Origin of the sequence: Leptospira broomii serovar Hurstbridge str. 5399 (genome assembly GCF_000243715.2) — a bacterium.
GTDB classification, from domain to species: domain Bacteria; phylum Spirochaetota; class Leptospiria; order Leptospirales; family Leptospiraceae; genus Leptospira_B; species Leptospira_B broomii.
Genome location: NZ_AHMO02000008.1, coordinates 1009004 through 1030454 on the forward strand (window position 1 = coordinate 1009004; position 21451 = coordinate 1030454).

Consider the following 21451-nt stretch of genomic DNA (forward strand, 5'->3'; position numbering starts at 1 on the left):
CCGCCTCGGAGAGAGGTTCCTTCAGAAAAAAGGTTGTTAGCGATCAGGCAATCATATGCGGACTTTGATCAAAAATCCGTTCGGTACGGAAACTTGTAAAGCGATTTTAGCCGGAATGTTTCTGGGAAATTCGGAAAGATTCCCTTTCATTTAAAGGAAACCTTATGAATCAAGTCTATCTAGACTGGCGTTGAAAAGCCTTATATTCGTTTATAATTTTATCGCCGAACTCTTTCCATTCCTCGTCTTTTTTAAAACCGAAATGTTGAAGGACCTCCCAATGGATCGCGGCAGGATCCGCCTTTCCCTCGTAACAATCGATAATCCAATCGGAAAGATACACAGCAAAGACCACGTCTCTCGATTCCTTTTTAGCCATTAAGGGCCTGTGATGGTATTCGGCTGCGACTCGGATCGTATCCGAAAAATTCCATTTTTCGCAGATCATGCTGCCGAGCGAAGTATGAGTAATTCCTAATGCCGCTTCTTCCAAGCCGAGCGTGGATGCTAGTAGATTTTTTCCGGTTAGTTCCGTCAATTTGGCCACGATTTCGGGCTCCAACGACAACATTAGAACCAAACCGATATCATGAAGTAGAGCGGCACAGACCAAATTGGTTAGGAACGTTTTTTTCCAACCCATTCGCTCTCCCAGTCTCCGGCAGATATACGCTGATAAGCTGGATCGCTCCCAAATTTGCTCGAACTCATTATATCTTTCTTCGAGTATTTTCTTCGTGCCGAGACTTAAAAGAATATTGTTTAACTCCGAAAGTCCGATTCGCTTAATCGCCTCATCGAGGGTTTCTACTTTTCGTCCTTGAGCAAAAGAAGCGGAATTGGCAAGCTTTAGAATATTTGTCGAAAGAGAAACGTCTCTTGAAACGGACTCGGTAATCTGCGTTATGGAGGAATCGGGTTTACTGATCAGACTCATGATCTGATTTAAATTTTCCGGAAACGTAGGAAGCTTATCGATTTCAGCGATAATTTCGACGGTACGTTGATACGAAACATTCCGGTGCTTGAAATCCAGGGGAATTTTTATATAAGCGGAAGTGATCGCGCCTTCCGCTTTGAGTTTATAACAATCGCCTTCGATGCCTTCGTTTTTCAACATGAGAAGCGACATCGCAAGTCCGAGCCCTGCTCCTTCCGAATCGTCTGCGTGATCGGCAAAGACCTCTCCTAGATCATTATATTCCCGACTTTTGCCGATCCTGTTTTCCACCCTCCTCAACTCCTCCGCAATGATCGGAGCGTTATTGGAAACTCTCATTAGGAAGCTAGTTCGATTAAAAGCCATAGTAATCAAGCAATGAAATTTGACTTTTTCAAGAAGCTCGGCATATCGTTCTTTATCCCGAATCATCTCCTTTTTAAAATTCGCCATTCCCTTGCTGTAATCATCGGGATTGGAAATATTCAGGTTATTTTCGGAGAAAAATATCCGCTTTGAGTTAGCCTTAACGGCGTTCATTACACTCTCTCTCAGGATGGAAAAAACCGATTCCTTAAGAGATATCGCGTCCAGATAGACCAAATAACGATCGAGCAAAACGTTCAGAAGTTTGTCTACGTTTCGATTTAATGTCGTAATTCGAATATAAAGAGGGTTTAGCCTTTCGATACGCTCGTTTACGTTACGTACGCTGAGATAGTATCCTTCTTTTTCGAAGTGGTACCAGTTTATGTTCATTTTCGCTACGGAAGGCAGTTCCCTATATCATATTTTTCGGAACGTTTTGTCAACTCCAGATTACTTTAATGCTAAAACCACCGATTTTCTTAAATTTCCTTACGACGGATTGCTCCGATCAATGTCGCCTTCAAAAGTAAAATCCAGGCGCCGACTTGTAAAAAAGAATAAGGCCCGTATGAATATGGGTCTTCCACTTTTCCCTCTAAAAGTCTTCCTGCGTGGTAATATACGGTTCCGAGTTGCGGCAGAATCCAATACGCGATTTTGACAAAAAGCTTTTGATTCTCGGCCAATTCAGCGGACCCGTCGACCACGCCGTTATATACGATAAAATCCAAAATGGCCGTTCCGAGAAGTAATCCGAAGGACAGTAAAACGGAAATCGTCTGATTGGCGGTTAAAGTGATTAATAACGCAAAGACCACTAAAAAACCGTAGGATAGAAACATCACTCCTTGATAGAGTAAAAAATCCCAGGGAATTTCGATCGCAAAGGAGGAGTGGATGGCAAACGCTCCGACCAAAAAAAGTACGACCAAGATTAATAACGTAATCCCTTTCCCGGCCAAATATACCAAAGGATCGAGAGGTCTGCTCAGCCAAAGAGTATGAACCTGGGAATCGAGATCCTGACGTAATAAATCGGAAGTCATCATCACCAGAAAAACCGTCACCCAAAGGGAAGAGAGAGTAAAATACGTCCCGACCGATACTCCTTTCGTAACAGTCTCACCGAAGGTGCTGGTACAAAACCATTCCCCTAAGAGATAAAATGCAAGGAGTGAAAATAGGAAGAATAACGCTTTCCTACGTTGCACCTGCAAAAACGTAAGCTTTATAAGAACAGGAAGCTGCAAAAACATAGAGAAGAAAAAAAATGAAAGCGATTGTTTCGATTTTAAATTCATTTTAATGACCCATCTCTTCCTTGGTATCGAGGCTTCCCGTTAAACGAAGGAAAACTTCCTCCAAGGATTCGGTTTTCCTTTCAAAGAGGAAAAGGTCCGCTCCTCTCTCTACAAGTTCCGCGGGAAGTCTACGCACGTCGATCTCCGGCTTGGGTCGAATCTCCCATTCTTTACCGTCTTTTTTAAAATCCAAAGAAATTCCTTCCAAATACGATTCCAAGCCCGCATCCGCCTCGAGGCGGATTCGAATTCTATCTTTACCTTGCCTTAGTTCGTCGAGTCGCCCTTGAGCTTTAATTTGACCTTTATGTAATATTCCCACTTCCGTGCAAATTTGCTCCACCTCGGGCAAACGATGGGAGTTAATCAGGATGGTAACTCCTCTCTTAACGTTCTCCGTTAAAATTCGATCCCTAAATTCCTTATAACCGGCAGGATCAAGTCCCGTGCCGGGCTCGTCCAACAATAGGAGTTCCGGCTCGGCACCCAATGCGTGGGCCAAACCCAATCTTTGTAACATTCCTTTAGAATAAGTTGAAACTTTTCTGTCAGCAGCTTCGGCTAAACCCAATTCGCTCAATAATTCATTACTCTTAATTTTTGCTGCCTTCGCCTTAAAAAAGGCCAGTCGAAGACTTGCCTCCAAAAATTCTCGACCCGTTAAATAGGGGGAAACCGCCATGCGTTCCGGAAGATATCCTACGCGTGCACGAACTGCCGGGGAGGGAGATTCGCCGAGAACTTTACATTCACCGCTAGTCGGTCGGGAAAAACCGAGTAAGATTCTTACTAACGTCGTCTTTCCGGCACCGTTCGGTCCTAAAAGGCCGAAAACTCCTCCTCGAGGAACGCTTAAATGAATGCTTCGAAGAGCCTGCACGCCGGGATAATTTTTACGTAGGCTTTCGATTTCAATTGCAAATTGGGACATCAGAAAATCCTTAGACCAAGTGCCGAGAACGATAGGTTCCAGTCGAAACCCCGGCAATCTTTTTCCGGAAAACATAAGGTTGAATCCGGTTTTTATTCCATGAAGATTATTATTGCACGACATGGAGAGGCAGAACCGGTTTCCTCCGACGGAAAAGATTCCTCGCGAATTCTCACTGCAAAAGGAAAAGCCGATGTCGAAAAGATGGCGCGGTTTTTCTTAACCGGCTTCAAAATAAAAAAAATCTACCATAGCCCCTTCGTTAGAACCATGGAAACCGCCAAAATCTACGCGGATATTTTACGACCAGAGGAAGAGTCGGAATCCTTGGAATATCTTCAACCGGGCGAAGAATATGCTCAAACCTGCGCATTACTAAAAGATTACTCCAATTCGGATGCAATCTTGATCGTCGGACATAGCCCGGATGTAAGTGTTTTCTCGGAGAAATTGCTGGGAATATCCGGAGTGGGAAAATCCTTCCTGTTTACGCCCGGATCGGCGTTGGCAGTAAATGTTCCAAGGGAGAAATTCTTAGGCGGGCAGATTATTTGGTTCGTCTCTCCGGACTTTCTATGCTGAGTTTTAGTAGGACCTAAAATTAGGTTTACACTCCACCTAAATTCGAAAAATCATCCAAAGAAGAAAGAGAATCGGGGTGTAGCGCAGTGGTAGCGCACTTCTCTGGGGGGGAAGGGGTCGCTGGTTCGAATCCAGTCACTCCGAAGATTTCTTTCTGAGTTCAAGATTTTCCCGCCGATTCCAAAGCTTTCAACGCAAGCGATTCTTAGGAAACGAATTCAATCGTTCCATTCGATAGAAAGTTCGATTTCTCCCATCGATTTATAACAATTTTCTAAAGTATCTTCCATATAAGAAACCGATGCTAATCCATCTAAGCCTTCTTGATCCGAAATTTCTAAATCGATCTGCCGGAACTCCTACAGATCGATTTAGAAAAAAAGTTGTCGAATTTCCGTTTTTGTGAAATAAAGGCAACTCCGCCGCTCCGCTCCGGCCCCCGCCCAGGAAGGGTGGGGGCCTCCTCGATCAAATTAACTCACGCGCCAAAAGTCCGCTTATTCTAGCGACGGCATTTTACATCCTACAATCTCATAAAATCGCTTTATCGTTTCTGTTCTATTTGCATCTTTAAATTTGCTTAATATTGTAACGGCGACAGAATCGGGTCCATCCTTCGATACTAAGATTCCCTGAAACCAATAATTGCCTTCCCAAGAACCGGTCTTTCCGAAAATAGTACCACCCCGTTCGGGGCAATCGGACCAAAACAAACTGGATATCCAGGATCGATAAACGGATTCGGAAATACCAAGATTTCTTTTCCAAAAAACTGAAACCCAAAAACCATGAATTTCTTCCGGAAGAAGTCGAAGAGCGCCTCCATGTTTTAAGCCTACCTCGTCCGTCCACCAAGCATCCGGAAGTTTTCCTTTTTTGGACGGATCGGGCTTACCTGTCACTGGCCCATATCCGATTCTTCTTAAAGTCTTTTCTAATTTCTTGCGACCCAGTTTCGGAAACAATATCGAGAAATAATCATTGGAGGAGTAAAATAGAGCTTCACGTAAATTCAGACTTCTAGGAGCCCCGGGAATATGAGAATCCGAACACTGAATTTTTACTTCCGAATCCGCAATTCGATTTTCTAATAAAGATAGGGCTAAATATGTCTTAAAAGTGGACGCGGGAGAAAACCGAGCTTTTGTAAACGCTTCTTCTCCATAAGTTTTTATTTCCGGGATCGTGTTTTGATTTATAAGAAAATTGGAAACTAACAAAAGCTCCCGCTGATTTGCAAGAATCGTCTCCGAAAAAATCGGTTGGCTTACGGCAAATACGAAAACGCAAGTTAACAAGAACCTGAATATGGACACGTATATAAACCGTTTATTTAGGATAAAAAACTATCCGATGGAAGGATTCGAATTCGGCGGAAACGAAAGTTCGAATTTATTTATTTAAGAATTGTTTGAGAAGGTTTTCCCGAATTTCTTCGAATTTCACGATTCCCCACGCAAGAGGGACTTTAAATTTCAATGCACTGTCGCTAAGGTCTTTTTCCCCTTGTGCACGTAATTCGTCGAAACGCTGCTCCACCTTCTCCTTTCCTTCATTTAGGTCTTCCAGGAGTTTATCGAAGATCTCCTTCGATGTTTGAACAGCGCCGATTCCCGCGTTGATAAGATCGTTAAGTTTTTGGTTATCCATCCAGCACGTTCCTTTTTTTATATTTTTATGCAGCGCACAATAAATGCAAGCAGAAAATTATCGTGTTTTTCCCGAATCCGGATTGCCACGGAGGTTTTTGGTCGAAATCCTAATTCCCATGCAAAATAGCCTAATATCCAAAATATCTATTCTACTCTGCTTTCTTTCCATTTCTTGCTCTGCCGAGCTAAAAACGATTCCCCTACCGGCTTGCAGCAAAATTGCCGGAATGCCCGGACCGGAAGATATTGCGATCGATCGAAAGGAAGGTCTGCTTTATGTATCTTCGCATGAACGGAGGATCAGCGACCAAGAAGGAAAACTGTATGTTCTGAATACCGTAGACCCTTCGCCCAAACCTATTCCATTAGTAGTCGACTATCCTAAACCCTTTCATCCTCACGGAATCAGTCTTTTAATGAAGGGAAATACTTATAGACTTTACGTAATTTCCCATGTAGTACCTTTTCAAGAACATAGCATCGAAGTCTTTGAAAGAACTTCTCGGCCGGATCAAAAATCTCCGACAGGGACCTGGAAGCATATCCAAACTTTGAAAGATCCCTTGCTTACCAGTCCTAACGATTTATTCGTCGAATCGGAAAACGAAATTTATGTTTCTAACGACCACGGACAGGGAGGAAAATTTCGCTATTTCCTTGACGATCTCTTCCGGAGTGCAAGATCGGAAATCTCCGTCTATGACGGAAAATCCTGGTCGTCTTTAGGAAATCCTCTATATTATGGAAATGGAATTTTATTTATAAAAAGAGCCGACGGCAAAGAATTTCTATACCGTTCCGGCTTTATGGACCGTGCCGTCTTTAAATTCCCTGTCGATCGTAGTTCGGGAAAGATTGTTTTAGGCGAACCTAAGACAATCTTTGTCGATACCGGTACGGATAACCTAGAAGCCGATGAAAAAGGGAGAATATTCGTAGTCGGTCACCAATCCACATGGAAATTTTTAAGACATCTTCGTAATAAAGATTATCCTGCTCCAACTCAAGTTTTCGTTATTAATCCCGACGACACTTTCAAAGAAATATACGCGAATCCTGGAGAGGAGATTTCCGCAGGAAGCACTGCAATTTCATACAAGGATAAATTATATATTTCGCAGGTTTTTAACGACTATATATTGGACTGCTCCTTTCAATAGTTAAGAATCTCGATTGGAATCCGTTCGACTCTTTTCTTGTCCTAAATGGGGAGGGGTCAAACCGTTAACAATATTAGTATTTATGGAAATAGTTAAGACTCCTCGTGATTCCGCCGTCGAAACTAGGCATATCGTTATGCCTGATCATGCCAACCACTATGGGACCCTCTTCGGAGGAGTCCTGATGTCGTGGATAGATTTAATCGCAGTCATGGTCGCGCAACGGCATTGTGGAAGAGAAGCAGTGACGGCCAGCGTCGACAAACTGAATTTTTTAGAGCCGATCTCGGTCGGTGATCATGTCATTCTAAAAGCGTCCGTAAACTTTACAGGAAGATCGTCTATGGAAATAGGCGTCCAAGTGTCTAAAGAAAATCCCTACACCGGCGTCGTGGTGAGAGCTACGACCGCTTATCTTACTTTTGTCGCCCTGGATGAAAACAAAAAACCCTGTCCAATTCCGAGACTCCAACCCGAAACCAATTTGGAAATCCGTAGATATGAGAATGCAATTTTAAGGCAGGAATCGAACCGCGAACTTCTCCGCAAGATTAAAGAAAAAGGAAGTTCCTGAAATCCTATCGTGCATCAAAGTGAGAGTCCGCTGATCTTCCCTATTTGTTGTATATATACGGTTTTCATAATAGCGATTCCTGCCGGATCCGGGTGTATCGGATCAGTTTGAGGATATAAAGGAATGGTGTTCTCGTTTTGTAAAAAGGGGGTTTCCATATCCGCAATCGGATGCACAGTTGCAAGCTTCTTCAAATACGTATTGATCTGCAAAACTCCGGCCCTGAAACCGGTATCTAAAGGCGGCGGTAGTACGGTAATAAGAAAAATCGCGTCGGTTCGAACGGAAAGATTCGATAAAAGTCGATCGTAATTCGCGGGAAATTGACTTGTCGGATACGAGGAAACGTCATTGGTTCCCAGTTCAATGATTATAATTTTCGGAGAATTCGTAAGGGCACGATCGATATTTTGCAGCCAGTCGGGTACGGTGCTGCCTGTCACGCAAACGTTTAGAACCTGAAAATGGGAACCTAAGCCGTCGGACAAATCAAAGGCTTGAGATCGTTCGCACAAAGAATCGCCGATTACGGAAACGGGAATGCTGCCACCCTGGGGAAGTAAGGTGGTTAAATCCGGTGTATGTTTTTCGGAATAGCAATCAATGCACAAAAGAAACGACATCAAGGCTAGAATAAATTCGGATCGTTTCATCGTTTATCGTCGGAGATAAATTACCGCTTCCGCTTTTACGAGCTTTCTTGGAGTCGACGGTTCGACAGAGACGCTTCTTATTTTAAACTTATTCGAATTTTCTTCGAGAAACCGTTGAATATGTTCGTTTCGTTTTTGACCTTCGGAAAAGACAAAGGCGTCGATCGTCTGCAAAGTCGGAAGAAACTCATTCGACGGAATCGGCAATTCGCCCGGAATAAACTCAAGTATCTTAGAATCAGGTAGACCTTCGACAAGATGGAAATACGGATCCGGAATCGCCTGAAGATACACTCGCTTGGAGCCCTCTAATTCCGCCAATAACGCCTTCGAGAATTTCGCATTCAAATCGAATTCCGGGTTTGCAAAGCCGATTTTTCTATATGCATAAAACAAGATAAACAAATTGCAAAAAACCAATAACCCGGCGACATATTGGATTCTCCTGCTTCTGATCCTGTCAAAGAAAAAGCCGCCTAAAGCGGAAAGCGGAAGACACAAATACATTACATAATAATATTCCGTGGAAAGAAATAAGAAAGCAAGAACGGTCGATAACCAGAGTAAAAGGAAGAACGTTAGATTCTTTCTTTCTAACAATTCTTTTCGAACGACCCAAACTCCTAATAGAAGAGCCAGATAAAACCAAAGTCGGGAACCTGGACTCTCGTATCCTCCTAGCAAAACTTTCACTTTTGTTAATGGAGAAAACGTTTGCAACAATTCACGCTTTCTCCCGAATTGCGCTCCGAATTGAATGATAAACAATTCCCAATCCGGGTAAATCCAGATTGCCCATGCGATTAATGGAAGACTTCCTCCCACCCAAAACGTCCAAATATTCCAAGCCTTAGCGCGGTGAATTAGAAAGAGCACCGGAATTCCGAAAACCGCGCCGAACGGATGAGACAGAAAAGAAAGGCCTAAAAAGAATCCCGATCCGAACCCTTCCAAAAAAGTAAGTTCATTCTTCGCTTCTCCGTTCCAGCTGACTTTTCTTGCCAAAACAAAAATGGATGCCAAAGCCCAAAACAGACAGAGCGCTTCCATCCGCGCCGTCCAACCAACTCTAAGAAAAAGAAGATCCGTAATGAGCAACAGGCAAGCGCCTAATCTTGCTCGTGGTGAAAAGCCGATTTCTTTTAACAAAAACCAGAACAGCCATACGGAGCCGAGAGACACAAGAGCGGAAAACTGGCGAATAACTTCCAGTCCTCCCCCGAAAAAGGAAAGGACTGCACCGTTTAAAATAAAGAATAAAGGAGGCACCCATAGCGTTTTATACTCCATTCCCCGAATCAAGCCTTCGAGAACGAGAGTGCGAAAAGTCCCATGAGTCGCAAAATCCATGGATGGAGAATAAAAAAGAACTTCGTCCGGCCAGGTGGGCGGAAATTCTTTACCAGAAAGTCCGAATGCGAATAAATAAAGAATTGATAAGATGACTAATCCGAAGAGAGAAACTATTCCTGAGATTCGGTCGGATTTAGGTTGGAATTCGGGGGACTTCATCGGTTCCAGTTACGGTCCCCCTATAAATTTATTTAAGCGTCGCGACTGCTTCTTGCTCGGTTTCGAAAACTTCGAACAAATCGAGTAATTCCACTACATCGAACACTTTTTTTACATTCGGCGTAATGCAACAAAGCTTAAGCTTACGACTTTGCTTTTCCAATTCGCGTACCATTCCGACGAAGATCCTGATCCCGGAGGAAGAAATGTACGAGATATTTTGCAAATTAATTATGATGTCTCCTAAACCCGCTTGAACGTCGTCTAAGAGTTTCGCTTCAACCTCGTCGGAATGGGTAATATCTAACCGGCCGTCCAATTGAACGAGGGTATGTTTCCCGATTTTTTTGGTCTTAATTTCCAAGTGAGGCTCCCGCTAACGTCTGGAAAAGCGTGCCCTAATCAATCTTTTCCTCTTTAAAAAAAGGGATTAGAAACGCTCGTCCGAGACTAAAATAGGGAGGAAATGGGGTTTTACAACAAATTTTTAGGGTTTCCGGTTATTCCGACTTACGCGGCGACACCCAGAATTTCCTCTAATGGAAACATTTTTCCGACCGGGGGATTTCTTGCAGGACCCAGCAATTCTTGAACCGATCTCTTTGAAGAAAACCCCATATACTCTCGGGTTCTTTCCACCCCCCAACCTGCTTCGATCAAATGGACCGCCAGTGATCTCCGTAATCGAATTACGCTCACGGAAAGCCCGCACACCTCTTCTAACTTTGAAAACATTTTTTGAATGGTTCGCGGATGAACCCGTCCACTCCTACCCGAAAATAAGAATGCGTCTTCTGATTTTCCCCTAGTAGCAAACCATAAATCCCTTTGCAGCGGAATGGGGATCTGGAGCGTTCTGCTCCTTAATTTTTGCGAATGCCTAATTGTGATTTGATTTTTCGCCCAATCTAAATCCCGAACCTCGAGAAAAACTAATTCAGTTATAAGTAATCCGAAAGAATAAATCATTCGAAGCCAAAGATAATGATTTTCATTACTTTTGGCTGCATCAAAAAGTCGTCGCAGCTCAGGTTTAGTTAAAAAACCCGGGTAATTTTTATCTTCAAGTTCAGATCGATCCGGTTTTTGGAAAAATTCTGATGAAACCATTTCAATTTCCTATATATTAGTTTTTTGCTTTTTGATGGAATATCTAAAAATGGAAGGTCAAGAAAAGTAAAATTTAAGGGAAATTGCCGAAGTCACGCGGAAAAGCCATTACCGACCAACGGAATTGCCTTGCGATAGAATAACTATTCCGGGACAAATCTTGAATTTTACTTGCAGTTTATTTCATCACTATTGCTAGAAATCAGAGTTGTAACTGAATATCCCATTTTTTCCCGAAACCTTGGGTAAATTCGAAAAACGTCATAAAAATGTTATCGTCTTTTAACCAAAGCTTAGTCCGATACAAGTTATGAAAAATTTCCTGGAAGCCGCTCTATTTGCTCTCCATTGCCAAAGCTCCGAACCTCCACGGGTTCAAGAAACAGAAATTCTACTTTCATTACCCGACAAAGAGATCCCAGCAATCCTTTACACGCCTAAAAATGACTCGAAAGGAACAATCTTAGCCGTCAACGGTCTCGCCTATTTAGGAAATAAAGACCCGAGATTTGCCGCGGTTTGCCAAGCCGCTTGTGCAGTCGGTTATACCGTGATCTCTCCTCTGCTGAAAGAGGTGACCGAGTTTCGAATCGAAAAAGAGACGATTCGCACAATAGAAGATATGATCATAAGCGTGTCTTCCGATCCGGTTTATTGTCCCCAAGGAAAACTCTCCTATATTGCTCCTTCATTTTCCGGAAGTATGGGATTGATTGCCGCCTCTAACCCTGAAATTTCGGATCGTATCGAATCCATTTTAACGATCGGCGCTTATTGCGACGTCGCATCTACATTGGATTATTTAATGACCTCGCCGGACGGAGACGAGTACGGTCGGATGATTTTACTTTATAATTTTATAAAATATGGAATCGGCGAGAATAAGGAAGTTGAGAAAGCGATTAAGGCCTGCGTTTTAGACGGAAGCTATGGAAGAGAGATGTTGGAATTACCCGGGATACTCGAATCTATAAAATCCATGAATCGAAAAATTTTCGAGGAATTAAGAGACGATCCGACTTACAGACAAAAGATTTGGCGTAAGATCCTTGACAATGCGGGAAAAAAAGCGTCTTTCCTAAAGGATTTACAGGTAAAAGATAAGCTAGATTCTATCTCCTGTCCGATTTCAATCGTCCATGGGCTCGGGGATAAGGTGGTCCCGCCGGCGGAAGCAGTAATTATGGCTGAGGCGTTATCAAGTAAAAAAGTAAAGCTCGTATTAACTCCGCTAATTTCTCATGGAGATGTCGGAATTTCCTTAAAGACTATTCCTGCTATATTCGATTTAATTAATGGATTTGCGTTCTTTTTCAAACATATCGGTCAATCCGGAACTTCGCACGAAAAAAAGGCGGACCGAGAGACGGTCGCCGCATAACGAACAGGGGGTAAATTCGCATATCGTCCCGTCCGCTGCGCTGAGGACGGAAAATTCGAATCCGCCCTAGTTTCGTTCTACTGGAGAAATATCGACGTTGATCCAATATTCGTCTCCGTAATCGAAGAAAAGCTCTTCCCCGGCTCGAATTTTTCGAAGAGCTTCGAAGCGCGCCGTCTTCCATCGAGTAGATACGACTAATTTAATATTCGGTTTTGTGCTATGGTTAATGTAACGGGTATAGTTGGACTTTTTACCTTCCCCGTAAATCCAATGATCCTTACAGATCCAAAGTAAGTATTTCGATTCACAATATTTGGACGAGTTTGCCGATTTATCATCCAAAACTCGACCGGTATAGAAGCCGACCGTATCTCCTTTTTGAACGTCTTCCTTTGGAAAAAGACCCATTCCTATGCCGGGAATATGAGATTCCCGAATCTCGAAGTCTGCTTCAATAAATATTCGACGGCGACTACGTTTACGTTGCACTTGCATCTTCGAAATACTACTCTCCTAAAAGATAATGGCTTTTGTCCCAATGAATAGGACGGCTCCACTTTGTCTATCCTCTATTCATTTATCGATATATCTATGTTTTGCTATAAGAGATATAGACGTATATTCGATTCGAATTACTTAAGTAAGGCATCGACAATAGGTAAGCCTCGGATACCAATAGGTTTATTCGTTCGATATGGAAAACAATTTAAAAGGGAAACGGCTTGTCTCATAAACATCTGCGATGTTTTCTTCCTATAGAATGGAAAAACCGTATAGAAAGAACGTCGGAATGGTCGTCTTTAATTCAAAAGGAGACGTACTGGTAGGGGAACGAACTAACTTCCAGGGATCCTGGCAATTCCCGCAAGGGGGAATAGACGACGAAGAAAGTTCCGAAGAAGCCGCACAACGCGAACTTTATGAGGAAGTCGGTATTCAAAACGGTATTATAATCTACGAATTCCCCGAGTGGATCCAATACGACTTCCCTGAAAGCCTTAGCCTGAATAAGCACTTAAAGAAGTTCAGAGGACAATCGCAAAAATGGTTCCTATTTTATTGGAATGGAGTCGCGGAAGATTGCCGATTGGACGTGCATGAACGCGAATTCGAAAGGGTTCGTTTCATTCCTATTCGCGATTGTCTCACGACCGTCGTTCCATTTAAACGCGATGTCTACGAAAAACTTGTTATGGAATTTGAACCTAAAATTAGATCTTATTTATCAAGAGGCCCCTTACTTTGACCGAACATTCCATATATACACCGGAGTCCGGTCCTCCCATTCCGGATCCAAGACTTCGCACACTTTTTTTAAAATTAGGTGAGGAAAAATTACGGAGTTTAGTCGACGATTTTTACGGAAAAATACCCGCGAGTCCCATAGCTTGGATGTTTCCAGAAAATTTAGAGTCTAGCATACAAAAGTCCGCCGATTTTTTAATTCAAGTAGTGGGTGGGCCGCCTTATTATGTAGAGAGATACGGGCCGCCTAGAATGAGAGCAAGGCATCTTGCCTTCCCTATAGATGAAAAATCTCGAAGAGCTTGGCTTTCTTGTTACCGTGAAGCGATTCAAAACTGGGAAGTAGATCAAGAATCGAAAGATATCGTTTGGGAATTTCTTCAAGGGTTCTCGGCTTGGATGGTAAACAAGGCATGAAACAAAGGATTTCTTGTTTCAAATTCGACGCTGATTAATAGAATATTCTTTTTTAGGAGGGTGAATGGCAAGTAAGAACCAAACTAGAGCTAAAATTAGAGTGCGAGGAGCCGTTCAAGGAGTGGGATTTCGCTACTTCGTTTTACAACGGGCACAGGAATGCAGACTCACCGGCTACACAATGAATCTTCCTTCCGGCGAAGTCGAAGTAGTCGTTGAAGGAGACAAAGTCTTTATAGAAGATCTATACAAGGCAGTCCAACGAGGTCCGTCTAAAGCTAGAGTCGTCGAAGCAACGATCCAATGGGAAGAGGCCAAAGGGAATTTTAGAACCTTTGAAATCAAGCGTTAAACAACGGATTAAATTACTGACGAATCGATTCTTTGGGGCAAAAATGGCCTATATGAAGAAGGTGAAACAGGCGTTTCTCCGAAAAGATAACGTTAATCTTTTCTTCCAAGCTCTGTTATTTTTCTTATTATTCTTTCAAAATTCCGGCATAGTCGGAGTTAATCTAGTTCAATCCGGCACCGAACCGCTCTCTCCTATTTATATTGTTCAAGAAGATAAGGGAATCCTCCGTTTAGTTTCCGTATCCCCAACGAACGGAAAAACCAAATTAATCTATACGGGAGCGTTGGAGAAAGGGCTCCCGATATTTCGTAAGCAGAATTATATATTATTTAAGACTCGTAAGGAACTCTTTCTACTAAACCTAACATCAGGGAAAGGTAAAGCCGTTCCGGGTTCTAAGGATGCGTTTCCGGGAAATTCCGGTTTTTTTCGGGGAAAGCCTTGGCTTTTGTTCTCACGAAAAACTAGCGAGCGATGGGAAACGGTCGTCTTTGATTATGAGAAAGAAAAGGAAGTGAGCGTCGCACCCGGACTCCAGCCGTTTATATCGGCAGATCAAAATTACGTTTTTTTGGTGGGGAACGAGGTTAAATATTCTGAGCACGGCGAAGACTCGACTCGAGTTCCGATTCATAAATTTTCAACTGAAACCGGCATAATAGCTACGTTAGCATGGATCGAAACAGGAAAAGAAAAATTACAAATTCTAGATGTATATTCCTTAATAGAAGACCTTGTAGTCGTTCGTGCCGCCACCGAAAAGGAAAATAAACTGTATATTTTGGGGGCCTCGCAAGGCGAGTTAGTTAAGTTGGACAGACCCTTTTATCCCCCGAAAACGGAGGGGAATTCGAAGGAACAATTTAGTCTTAGCGTCGGAACGGACGGCAGAACGGTTGCTTTTACGGAACGTTCGGAAGGAAAATCCAGTTATATAGTTGTCGTCGATTTGATCGCTAAACGTAGATTCGAATCCTCTTACCTAGGTTCCTTCCCGGTTGTTAAGAACGGCTATGCATATTTTTTAGGAGATCCGAATATTGTAAACGGTAGTAAGGATGGCGAATATAAACCGTACACTAGCTTTACTTTGTATGCATTAGATTACAAGAAGGATCAAATTCGCGTGATCGCACCGCTTTACGGAAAAGCCGAATTATTGGAGTAGAGCGGTCAAACTCGGTTATAAATCAAATTACTTTCAAAAATTCCTGTCTAAGTGTATCGTACTTTCTGCGAGATTGATTTTCTCCTTCCAACTTTCTATCTAGTTGATCGTAGTCGAGCACGGAAAGAACGTGAAACACTTCGGATAAAAGAGAATCCCTAAAGCCGACAAAAAAAGCCATTCGATACAGCCATGGAACTTTTTTTCCCAAACAAGCCAAAGCGGCTCCGCAAAAAGCTTCGCGAAACACCTCTTTATTGAACCAAGCTCCTATTCGATTTCGCCTAGCATAAATCATTAATAGAAATGATAATGCGGTTTCTGACTCGAAGGAGTATTTATCCTCTAATTCGCCGAAAATCGCCAAGACCGTTCCTTCCGAATTAGGACAAACGCATAAACAAGGTCCCTTTATACCGAAGTATACGATACTCAGAAATTCGGGATCATCCTCCAAACTTTTTGGAAGTTTCGTCCCGGAAAAATCGGGGCCTTCCAACCTCAGGAATCTAGCCATCGGCGGGTCCGCTCCCGGGAGCGCCTGGCGTAAACCTCTTTCGATTTTACGATCCTCCAACTCTTTCTTATACTCGTCCGAAGCGATCGCTTTCGTACCAATCGACGATAAGATCGCCAAGATATCGGATTCGAAAGAAGAAACGATTCTTTGGGAAAATTTTTGCCATTCGCCCACGAACATCTTATCTCTCGCGAATCTCGGAGTTTCTACTAAGTCGTCGTAAGAAACATCCAAGAAGGATTCTCGATAGGTTCGAATTTCATTTTCAAGGTTAGGAATCGCGTCAGTTAATTTCGGTAATAATTGATATCGATAAAGATTTTTCGCCTTTTTAAAAAGGGAATCCGCTTCCGCCTCCGGAACGTAAATGTAGCCGAAATTTTTAGTCGGAATTACGAAACCCTCTTCCCGCATAAAAGCGTCGATCTGTTCCACAGCTTCGGCAATAGAATCATCGCGAAGAAGTTCAGGCATACGAATTCTTTCCAAGTAGCCTATTAAAACTTCGTTGGAAGAACGACGCGGTCCGATCCATTTCCCGGAAAGAATCTCTTCTAAAAAAAGGTCCAGTTTGCGGCTTCGATTTGTTTGATTTTCTATCGTGTAATTTCTGACCGCCCAAGCCGATCGACGATGAATTTCCAGGACTAAATTTTTAAAGGCCTCACGATCGCGAACGCTATCTCCTTTTGCCGAAACGAGATGTAATACTATTTCCCCTTCCCGTTTTTCTTTACGATATTTTATTCGTGGAACCAAAACGACAAGTCCCTCCTTTAAAAGTGACTCCACTCGCGAGTACGTTTTACGATCCCAATCAATCTCCGCGTTCAACGTCGGAAGTTTCCCATCCGACAGCCCTTCCGGACGGGAGTTGATTCTGGATAAAGTCAAAAGACTTTCCGTTTCCGTGTCGAAGTAAGGGCGGGGTCCAGAATGGATTTTCAATTCGATTCGCAGACTCGGATGATTCACTCTAGCGACGTTTTCCGTCGCAGAAGATTCGAGCATTTCGACTTTCATTAGCGAAGGTCCCCTGATTCCTTCTCTCCATTTAACACCAATTTTGCCTTAGTTGCTCTTAAAATTTCACTCGTTTATCTCTTTTTTTAAACATTCGAACTTTTTTCGTAATGCTAAAGGATTAGATTATAATATTTTAAACTACTTATTTTTTGGAAAGAGACATATATTCATTACTTAGTATATCCCTCTTTTCGTAGAACACGATAATATTAATCAACTTCTTTGTACTCATAAATCCCGGTCGATGCTTTTTCTTTGCAAAGAATTCGCTTGAATTCGTTCGATAAAAAAGCCTCATGTACTTCGAACAATCACTATGGCAGCGTCAATATGAAGAATTTACTCCGATTAATAATATATGCGATTTCTATTTTCTTGATCGCATTTTCGCTCCTCTATATCGTAACCTATCATCCAAACAAAATAATGGAATGGCAGGACCCTTATCACAAGGATCGCCCTGTCGCGGAAGGATCGAGTATAATGGTCGCGAGCGGTCATCCGTTTGCAACCCGAGTCGCACTTGATATACTGAAGAATGGCGGAACTGCAGCGGACGCAGGTGTAGCTGCTCTGTTAGTTTTAAACGTTACGCAAGGAGAGGAGGCATCGTTTCCGGGAGTCGCCCCCTTATTATATTTTAATGCTCAAGCCGGAAAGGTCGAAAGTTACATCGGCGCAGGCAAGGCCCCGAAGAAAGCCACAATCGAGTATTTCAAATCCAGGGGCTATAAAACCGTTCCCATATTGCAATATTCTTCGCAACTCATACCCGCCTCCCCCGACGTAATTATTTCCCTTTTAAAAAAATACGGCACTATGTCATTTTCCGAGGTGAGTGCTCCCGCGATCAGAATCGCAGAAGAAGGATTCCCGGTTCATAAAATTTTATTACGAAATATTAATATGAATTTCTTCAAGAGGTTAGGTTTTTCGATATTACTCCCCTACAATGCCGAGGTTTACCTACGCGGCAGATGGTGGCGACCCTTACATCTAAGCGAGAGATTTACTCGTCCTGATTTGGCGAAAACGTTTCGAGAACTTGCGGCTGTAGAGGTTTCGGCAAAGAAAGCTGGTAAGAATCGGGAATCCTCTTTGGAAGCGGTTCGAGACCATTTTTACAAAGGACCTATCGCGAAAAGAATAGTAGAGGCCCATCAAAAGTATGACGGAACTATGATTTTAGAGGATTTCACGCGTTACACAGGAAGTTGGGAGGAACCTTTAACAGGCACATTCGGATCTTATAAAATTTATTCCAACCGAACGTGGAATCAAGGCGCAGTCGTACCTATCGTTCTTCAGATATTGGACGGCATAGATTTAAAATCCATGGGCCATAATTCCTCTTTATACGTTCATACCGTGATACAAGCGATCGAGCTAGCTATGGCGGATCGGGAAAAATTTTTCGGAGATCCGGAATTTACGTACGTCCCGATCGGAGGATTGCTTAATAAAGAATATGCAGAAAGCAGAAAAAGACTTCTCCAAAAAGCTGCGTTCGGTAAGACGCCGCCTCACGGCAATCCTTTCGAATTTGAATCTACAAGACTTTCGAGTCGAACCTTAGACGCCGAACCGAAAGAAAATCCCCGTGAAGGGTACGTCGCCGAAATGGGAGACTGGAAAATAGCGCCTAGCTTTTGGGAAAAGACCGGAAGCGGTAAAATCGGAAGAGATACGACGTATCTAAGTATAATTGATTCGAAAGGAAATTCACTGTCCCTTACCCCTAGCGATTTTCCTCAGTCGCCTATGATCGACGGAGATTTAACCTTAGGAATTCGAATGACACAATTTCGCTTGGATCCGCTTCATCCTTCCTCTTTAGTTCCGGGAAAAAGGCCTACGATCACTCCGAATGCCTCTATGGTATTCAAAGAGGGAAAATTTTTCATGAGCTTAGGCACACCAGGCGGAGATATGCAAACGCAAGGTATTATTCAAACTTTTTTGAATATAGTCGTTTTCGGAATGAATCCTCAAGAGGCCGTTAACGCACCCCGCTTTCGCTCTTTAAACTGGCCGGATTCCTTTTCCCCTCACACTTATTATCCCGGACGAATCGAGTTGGAAAAAGATATCTACGATAGGCATGCTGACGCTCTCAAAGCGATAGGTTACGACGTACAGGGGCGCGAGAAATGGGAATATGATTTTGGAGCCCCGTGCGTTTCCTTACGCGATCCTAAGACCGGTAAACTTTTTGGGGGTGCAGACCCTAGAAAAGAATCTTGGGCGGAAGGACAATAAAATCGTCGTTTCACTTTACCTTAGCAATTGGAAAGTCTTGTCCATGTTGAGCGGTGTAAGGATATTGCTCTTTTTTAAAATACTCTTTTGCTATCTCGGGGACTCGTCGGTTAATGTAAGGTATTAATTCTCCTACGGACATCGTCTTCGTTTTTCCTGCTTTCCCTTCTAAAGCTTCCAATATGCTAGTGGTTAATAGTCCATGACCGGTTATGATGGATTCCCATGCGTATTGTTTCTTCAGCGAAGCTGCTACCACCCATACGCCCGCAGTTTTGGCCAATATTCCTAAGGCTGCCTGATCTTCCGATCCGCCTCGCATCGTTACAAGCCAATCGCCGCCGGATTGACAAGTGTCGATCATTACGAATTTCTTAGTGGCATCTATTCTTGAAATGAGTTTGATTAACTCCTGTTGAGAAAGACCGGACTGGATTGCTTGGATGTTATTGCCCGGGTTTTCTTGGGACAAAAAATAGTATGTGCGTTCCTCGGAAAGTCCGTGACCTGCGATATAGATCACCGCCACGTCTTCAGGTCGAGCCTTCTCGGCAACCAAGGCAAATACCTGCTCGATTCCTCTCTTGGTAGCATCTTTATCGAATGCCTCATACACGTAAGTAGCGGAAAAAAGATCCGCAGCCTTTTCCCGAATCGAATCGCGAATCGCTTTCGCATCCGCGACCGCATATTTTAGATTCAAATCGGTATTCTTGTATTGATCGATTCCTATAACGACTATGTGTAAAGCCGGCTTCGGAACGGGACCCGAAACTTGATTCGAATCGATATTTAGATTTTTAGAATAGGCGGCAATGCCTAGCTGACTTTTAGCTACTGCTTGAAACGTGTTTGCACCGGAAATCAGAGACGCTGAAATTTTCTGAGTGGTGCACTTTCCTTCGTTTTGAATTTTAATTCCACGAATTTTTTCCAAATCGATTAACGAGCCGTTATGATATAGAAGCAGTTCCTTTACACCGCCTCCGGTATCGCAGGATTTGATTTCCAAATCTATTTTTTGTTCCTTAGGCCGAGGCGTAGTCGCAATCGTTAACAAGATGGACGGCGCCGGTGATTCCTTATATAACTCGGCGATATTTTTTTGAGGCTTAGCCCCGTTGACTTCGCTTAATAGTTCAGAATAAAGGTTAGGCGTATATAACCTGTCGAAAAATTGATCTATATTTACCACTTGGCCGGATATTTTGTCTTCGAATTCGATGGAGTCAGCTGAATGAGAATCATCGTATTCGAATCGCCCGTCTTCGGTAAAAACGACCTTTCCACGTTCCGTTAATATAACGTTTCCTAAACGTTTTCCTTTTAAATTCCAAAATATGTGAGAACCGTCCGTACTTGAGGTAATCAAGATTTCTCCCTTATGCAGGAATTTTATATCGGTCAAATCCTCGGTATGGCCCTCTAATTCGGCTACTTTTTCGCCGGATAAATTCCAAATCCTTGCAGTTCTGTCCTGACTTGCAGTCGCTATTAATTTTCCGTTGGGAGAAAAAGCAATTCCGGAAAGCGAAGAAGAATGTCCCAAAAATTCCCGAATCTTCTCTCCTTTAAAATTCCAAAGAATTGCTTTGTTATCAAGACCGCCGGACGCAAAGACGGAATTATCGGGCGAAATTGCTACCGTCGAAACGGACGCTCCGTGTCCCTCCATTTCTTTTAACAACTTACCTTTGACCTGCCAGATCGAAATTTTTCCGTCGTCGGAACCGGCTACGAGAAACTTTCCGTCTCTCGAAGCATCGATCGAAGTTATGGCGTCGGTATGAAAAACATAACGATAAACTAATTTACCGGTAAGATCCCATTGATAAATTTTTCCGTCGTCGGACGCCGTAAAAAAACTTTTTCCGTCCGGCGCGAACAAAACCGCCTGGATCCATCCTTCGCTACTATGAGTCGATAATAGCTTCCTGCCGTCGCTAGCCCAAAGCGTAGCCGTATCCCCGTCGCCTTTCGTAAGAATCTTATCTCCAAGAGGCGAAAAGGAAACGGATGTCACCGGACTAGTATTTTCGGATAGGGTTAAGAAATTTCGATTGTTAAGACTCCAAATTCTAGCGGTTTTATCCTCGCATCCTGAAACGAACGTATTACCGTCGGAGGAAACAGAAATACTTAATACTCCGGAAGAACGGGCGATTCTCGGTATAAAAGTCTCCTCGACTATATCGGATTCAATTTCTGGACGGACGGGAGTCGATCCTTCTAATAATAAAAGAACCGCAGCGACTACCGCCTTTGAATACCAGCTTTTCACAACGAATACCCT

At 43.0% G+C, this 21451-nt stretch carries 21 protein-coding genes and 1 tRNA gene; 10 read left to right on the plus strand and 12 right to left on the minus strand.

What is annotated here, in order from left to right:
• Window positions 1-175 precede the first annotated feature (175 nt).
• The 3 genes from LEP1GSC050_RS10275 to LEP1GSC050_RS10285 form a co-directional block, all read right to left on the minus strand.
• Window positions 176-1699: an HDOD domain-containing protein gene (locus LEP1GSC050_RS10275; RefSeq protein WP_010571129.1), complete on the minus strand. Its 1524-nt coding sequence runs from the start codon at window positions 1697-1699 to the stop codon at window positions 176-178.
• 89 nt (window positions 1700-1788) lie between these two features.
• Window positions 1789-2610 carry an ABC-2 family transporter protein gene (locus tag LEP1GSC050_RS10280; RefSeq protein WP_020987175.1) on the minus strand — a complete coding sequence of 274 codons (822 nt, stop codon included), beginning with the start codon at window positions 2608-2610 and terminating at the stop codon, window positions 1789-1791.
• 1 nt (window position 2611) lies between these two features.
• Window positions 2612-3541, minus strand: coding sequence for an ABC transporter ATP-binding protein (locus tag LEP1GSC050_RS10285; RefSeq protein ID WP_040911608.1), 930 nt, complete (start codon window positions 3539-3541; stop codon window positions 2612-2614).
• Between the two features lie 99 nt (window positions 3542-3640).
• Between LEP1GSC050_RS10285 and sixA the strand changes: the two genes are divergently transcribed.
• Both sixA and LEP1GSC050_RS10295 read left to right on the plus strand, forming a co-directional pair.
• Window positions 3641-4123, plus strand: a complete 483-nt coding sequence (sixA, locus tag LEP1GSC050_RS10290; RefSeq protein ID WP_010571132.1) for a phosphohistidine phosphatase SixA — start codon at window positions 3641-3643, stop codon at window positions 4121-4123.
• 72 nt (window positions 4124-4195) lie between these two features.
• Window positions 4196-4267, plus strand: a tRNA-Pro gene (locus LEP1GSC050_RS10295).
• Window positions 4268-4620: 353 nt separating this feature from the next.
• On the opposite strand, the gene LEP1GSC050_RS10300 is transcribed toward LEP1GSC050_RS10295, so the two are convergent.
• The gene (locus tag LEP1GSC050_RS10300) at window positions 4621-5439 is read right to left on the minus strand and encodes a penicillin-binding transpeptidase domain-containing protein (RefSeq protein ID WP_010571133.1); all 819 of its coding nucleotides are present in this window, start codon (window positions 5437-5439) and stop codon (window positions 4621-4623) included.
• Window positions 5440-5515: 76 nt separating this feature from the next.
• Entirely contained in the window at window positions 5516-5773 is a 258-nt protein-coding gene (locus LEP1GSC050_RS10305; RefSeq protein ID WP_010415511.1) for an LIMLP_16025 family protein, read from the minus strand.
• A 118-nt stretch (window positions 5774-5891) separates the two neighbouring features.
• On the opposite strand from LEP1GSC050_RS10305, the gene LEP1GSC050_RS10310 reads away from it, so the two are divergent.
• On the plus strand, window positions 5892-6935 hold the full coding sequence (locus LEP1GSC050_RS10310; protein WP_040911609.1) for an SMP-30/gluconolactonase/LRE family protein: 1044 nt from the start codon (window positions 5892-5894) through the stop codon (window positions 6933-6935).
• 82 nt (window positions 6936-7017) lie between these two features.
• On the plus strand, window positions 7018-7509 hold the full coding sequence (locus LEP1GSC050_RS10315; RefSeq protein ID WP_040911279.1) for an acyl-CoA thioesterase: 492 nt from the start codon (window positions 7018-7020) through the stop codon (window positions 7507-7509).
• Between the two features lie 14 nt (window positions 7510-7523).
• On the opposite strand, the gene LEP1GSC050_RS10320 is transcribed toward LEP1GSC050_RS10315, so the two are convergent.
• From LEP1GSC050_RS10320 to LEP1GSC050_RS10335, 4 genes are all read right to left on the minus strand, one after another.
• Window positions 7524-8162, minus strand: a complete 639-nt coding sequence (locus LEP1GSC050_RS10320; protein ID WP_010571136.1) for an SGNH/GDSL hydrolase family protein — start codon at window positions 8160-8162, stop codon at window positions 7524-7526.
• A 3-nt stretch (window positions 8163-8165) separates the two neighbouring features.
• Window positions 8166-9674, minus strand: coding sequence for an ArnT family glycosyltransferase (locus LEP1GSC050_RS10325; protein WP_010571137.1), 1509 nt, complete (start codon window positions 9672-9674; stop codon window positions 8166-8168).
• A gap of 28 nt (window positions 9675-9702) precedes the next feature.
• On the minus strand, window positions 9703-10038 hold the full coding sequence (locus LEP1GSC050_RS10330) for an STAS domain-containing protein (RefSeq protein ID WP_010571138.1): 336 nt from the start codon (window positions 10036-10038) through the stop codon (window positions 9703-9705).
• Between the two features lie 146 nt (window positions 10039-10184).
• Window positions 10185-10784, minus strand: coding sequence for a tyrosine-type recombinase/integrase (locus LEP1GSC050_RS10335; protein ID WP_010571139.1), 600 nt, complete (start codon window positions 10782-10784; stop codon window positions 10185-10187).
• A gap of 310 nt (window positions 10785-11094) precedes the next feature.
• Between LEP1GSC050_RS10335 and LEP1GSC050_RS10340 the strand changes: the two genes are divergently transcribed.
• Window positions 11095-12165: an alpha/beta hydrolase gene (locus tag LEP1GSC050_RS10340; protein WP_010571140.1), complete on the plus strand. Its 1071-nt coding sequence runs from the start codon at window positions 11095-11097 to the stop codon at window positions 12163-12165.
• A gap of 66 nt (window positions 12166-12231) precedes the next feature.
• Here the strand turns inward: LEP1GSC050_RS10340 and LEP1GSC050_RS10345 are convergent, their stop codons facing one another.
• A complete protein-coding gene (locus tag LEP1GSC050_RS10345; RefSeq protein WP_010571141.1) occupies window positions 12232-12663 on the minus strand; it encodes an SET domain-containing protein-lysine N-methyltransferase in 432 nt (143 codons plus the stop codon).
• A 265-nt stretch (window positions 12664-12928) separates the two neighbouring features.
• Here LEP1GSC050_RS10345 and LEP1GSC050_RS10350 point away from each other — a divergent pair, with 265 nt between their 5' ends.
• The 4 genes from LEP1GSC050_RS10350 to LEP1GSC050_RS10365 all read left to right on the plus strand — a co-directional run bounded on the left by LEP1GSC050_RS10350 (window position 12929) and on the right by LEP1GSC050_RS10365 (window position 15353).
• Window positions 12929-13414, plus strand: a complete 486-nt coding sequence (locus tag LEP1GSC050_RS10350) for an RNA pyrophosphohydrolase (protein ID WP_040911610.1) — start codon at window positions 12929-12931, stop codon at window positions 13412-13414.
• Complete coding sequence (locus tag LEP1GSC050_RS10355) at window positions 13411-13830, plus strand: globin domain-containing protein (protein ID WP_010571143.1); 420 nt, start codon at window positions 13411-13413, stop codon at window positions 13828-13830. Before LEP1GSC050_RS10350 ends, LEP1GSC050_RS10355 begins: the two co-directional genes overlap by 4 nt.
• Before the next feature lie 64 nt (window positions 13831-13894).
• Window positions 13895-14182, plus strand: coding sequence for an acylphosphatase (locus tag LEP1GSC050_RS10360; protein ID WP_010571144.1), 288 nt, complete (start codon window positions 13895-13897; stop codon window positions 14180-14182).
• Window positions 14166-15353, plus strand: a complete 1188-nt coding sequence (locus tag LEP1GSC050_RS10365; RefSeq protein ID WP_010571145.1) for a hypothetical protein — start codon at window positions 14166-14168, stop codon at window positions 15351-15353. Before LEP1GSC050_RS10360 ends, LEP1GSC050_RS10365 begins: the two co-directional genes overlap by 17 nt.
• A 22-nt stretch (window positions 15354-15375) precedes the next feature.
• On the opposite strand, the gene LEP1GSC050_RS10370 is transcribed toward LEP1GSC050_RS10365, so the two are convergent.
• On the minus strand, window positions 15376-16896 hold the full coding sequence (locus LEP1GSC050_RS10370) for a hypothetical protein (protein ID WP_010571146.1): 1521 nt from the start codon (window positions 16894-16896) through the stop codon (window positions 15376-15378).
• 333 nt (window positions 16897-17229) lie between these two features.
• Between LEP1GSC050_RS10370 and LEP1GSC050_RS10375 the strand changes: the two genes are divergently transcribed.
• Window positions 17230-19158, plus strand: coding sequence for a gamma-glutamyltransferase family protein (locus tag LEP1GSC050_RS10375; protein WP_010571147.1), 1929 nt, complete (start codon window positions 17230-17232; stop codon window positions 19156-19158).
• A gap of 10 nt (window positions 19159-19168) precedes the next feature.
• On the opposite strand, the gene LEP1GSC050_RS10380 is transcribed toward LEP1GSC050_RS10375, so the two are convergent.
• The gene (locus LEP1GSC050_RS10380) at window positions 19169-21439 is read right to left on the minus strand and encodes a caspase family protein (protein ID WP_010571148.1); all 2271 of its coding nucleotides are present in this window, start codon (window positions 21437-21439) and stop codon (window positions 19169-19171) included.
• Window positions 21440-21451 lie beyond the last annotated feature (12 nt).

Excerpts from the sequence above, each read along its gene's own strand:
- LEP1GSC050_RS10275 (WP_010571129.1), bottom strand. The coding sequence starts at position 1,699 with ATGAACATAAACTGGTACCACTTCGAAAAAGAAGGATACTATCTCAGC.
- LEP1GSC050_RS10280 (WP_020987175.1), bottom strand. The coding sequence starts at position 2,610 with ATGAATTTAAAATCGAAACAATCGCTTTCATTTTTTTTCTTCTCTATG.
- LEP1GSC050_RS10285 (WP_040911608.1), bottom strand. The coding sequence starts at position 3,541 with ATGTCCCAATTTGCAATTGAAATCGAAAGCCTACGTAAAAATTATCCC.
- sixA (WP_010571132.1), top strand. The coding sequence starts at position 3,641 with ATGAAGATTATTATTGCACGACATGGAGAGGCAGAACCGGTTTCCTCC.
- LEP1GSC050_RS10305 (WP_010415511.1), bottom strand. The coding sequence starts at position 5,773 with ATGGATAACCAAAAACTTAACGATCTTATCAACGCGGGAATCGGCGCT.
- LEP1GSC050_RS10310 (WP_040911609.1), top strand. The coding sequence starts at position 5,892 with ATGCAAAATAGCCTAATATCCAAAATATCTATTCTACTCTGCTTTCTT.
- LEP1GSC050_RS10315 (WP_040911279.1), top strand. The coding sequence starts at position 7,018 with ATGGAAATAGTTAAGACTCCTCGTGATTCCGCCGTCGAAACTAGGCAT.
- LEP1GSC050_RS10320 (WP_010571136.1), bottom strand. The coding sequence starts at position 8,162 with ATGAAACGATCCGAATTTATTCTAGCCTTGATGTCGTTTCTTTTGTGC.
- LEP1GSC050_RS10325 (WP_010571137.1), bottom strand. The coding sequence starts at position 9,674 with ATGAAGTCCCCCGAATTCCAACCTAAATCCGACCGAATCTCAGGAATA.
- LEP1GSC050_RS10335 (WP_010571139.1), bottom strand. The coding sequence starts at position 10,784 with ATGGTTTCATCAGAATTTTTCCAAAAACCGGATCGATCTGAACTTGAA.
- LEP1GSC050_RS10340 (WP_010571140.1), top strand. The coding sequence starts at position 11,095 with ATGAAAAATTTCCTGGAAGCCGCTCTATTTGCTCTCCATTGCCAAAGC.
- LEP1GSC050_RS10345 (WP_010571141.1), bottom strand. The coding sequence starts at position 12,663 with ATGCAAGTGCAACGTAAACGTAGTCGCCGTCGAATATTTATTGAAGCA.
- LEP1GSC050_RS10350 (WP_040911610.1), top strand. The coding sequence starts at position 12,929 with ATGGAAAAACCGTATAGAAAGAACGTCGGAATGGTCGTCTTTAATTCA.
- LEP1GSC050_RS10360 (WP_010571144.1), top strand. The coding sequence starts at position 13,895 with ATGGCAAGTAAGAACCAAACTAGAGCTAAAATTAGAGTGCGAGGAGCC.
- LEP1GSC050_RS10370 (WP_010571146.1), bottom strand. The coding sequence starts at position 16,896 with ATGAAAGTCGAAATGCTCGAATCTTCTGCGACGGAAAACGTCGCTAGA.
- LEP1GSC050_RS10375 (WP_010571147.1), top strand. The coding sequence starts at position 17,230 with ATGAAGAATTTACTCCGATTAATAATATATGCGATTTCTATTTTCTTG.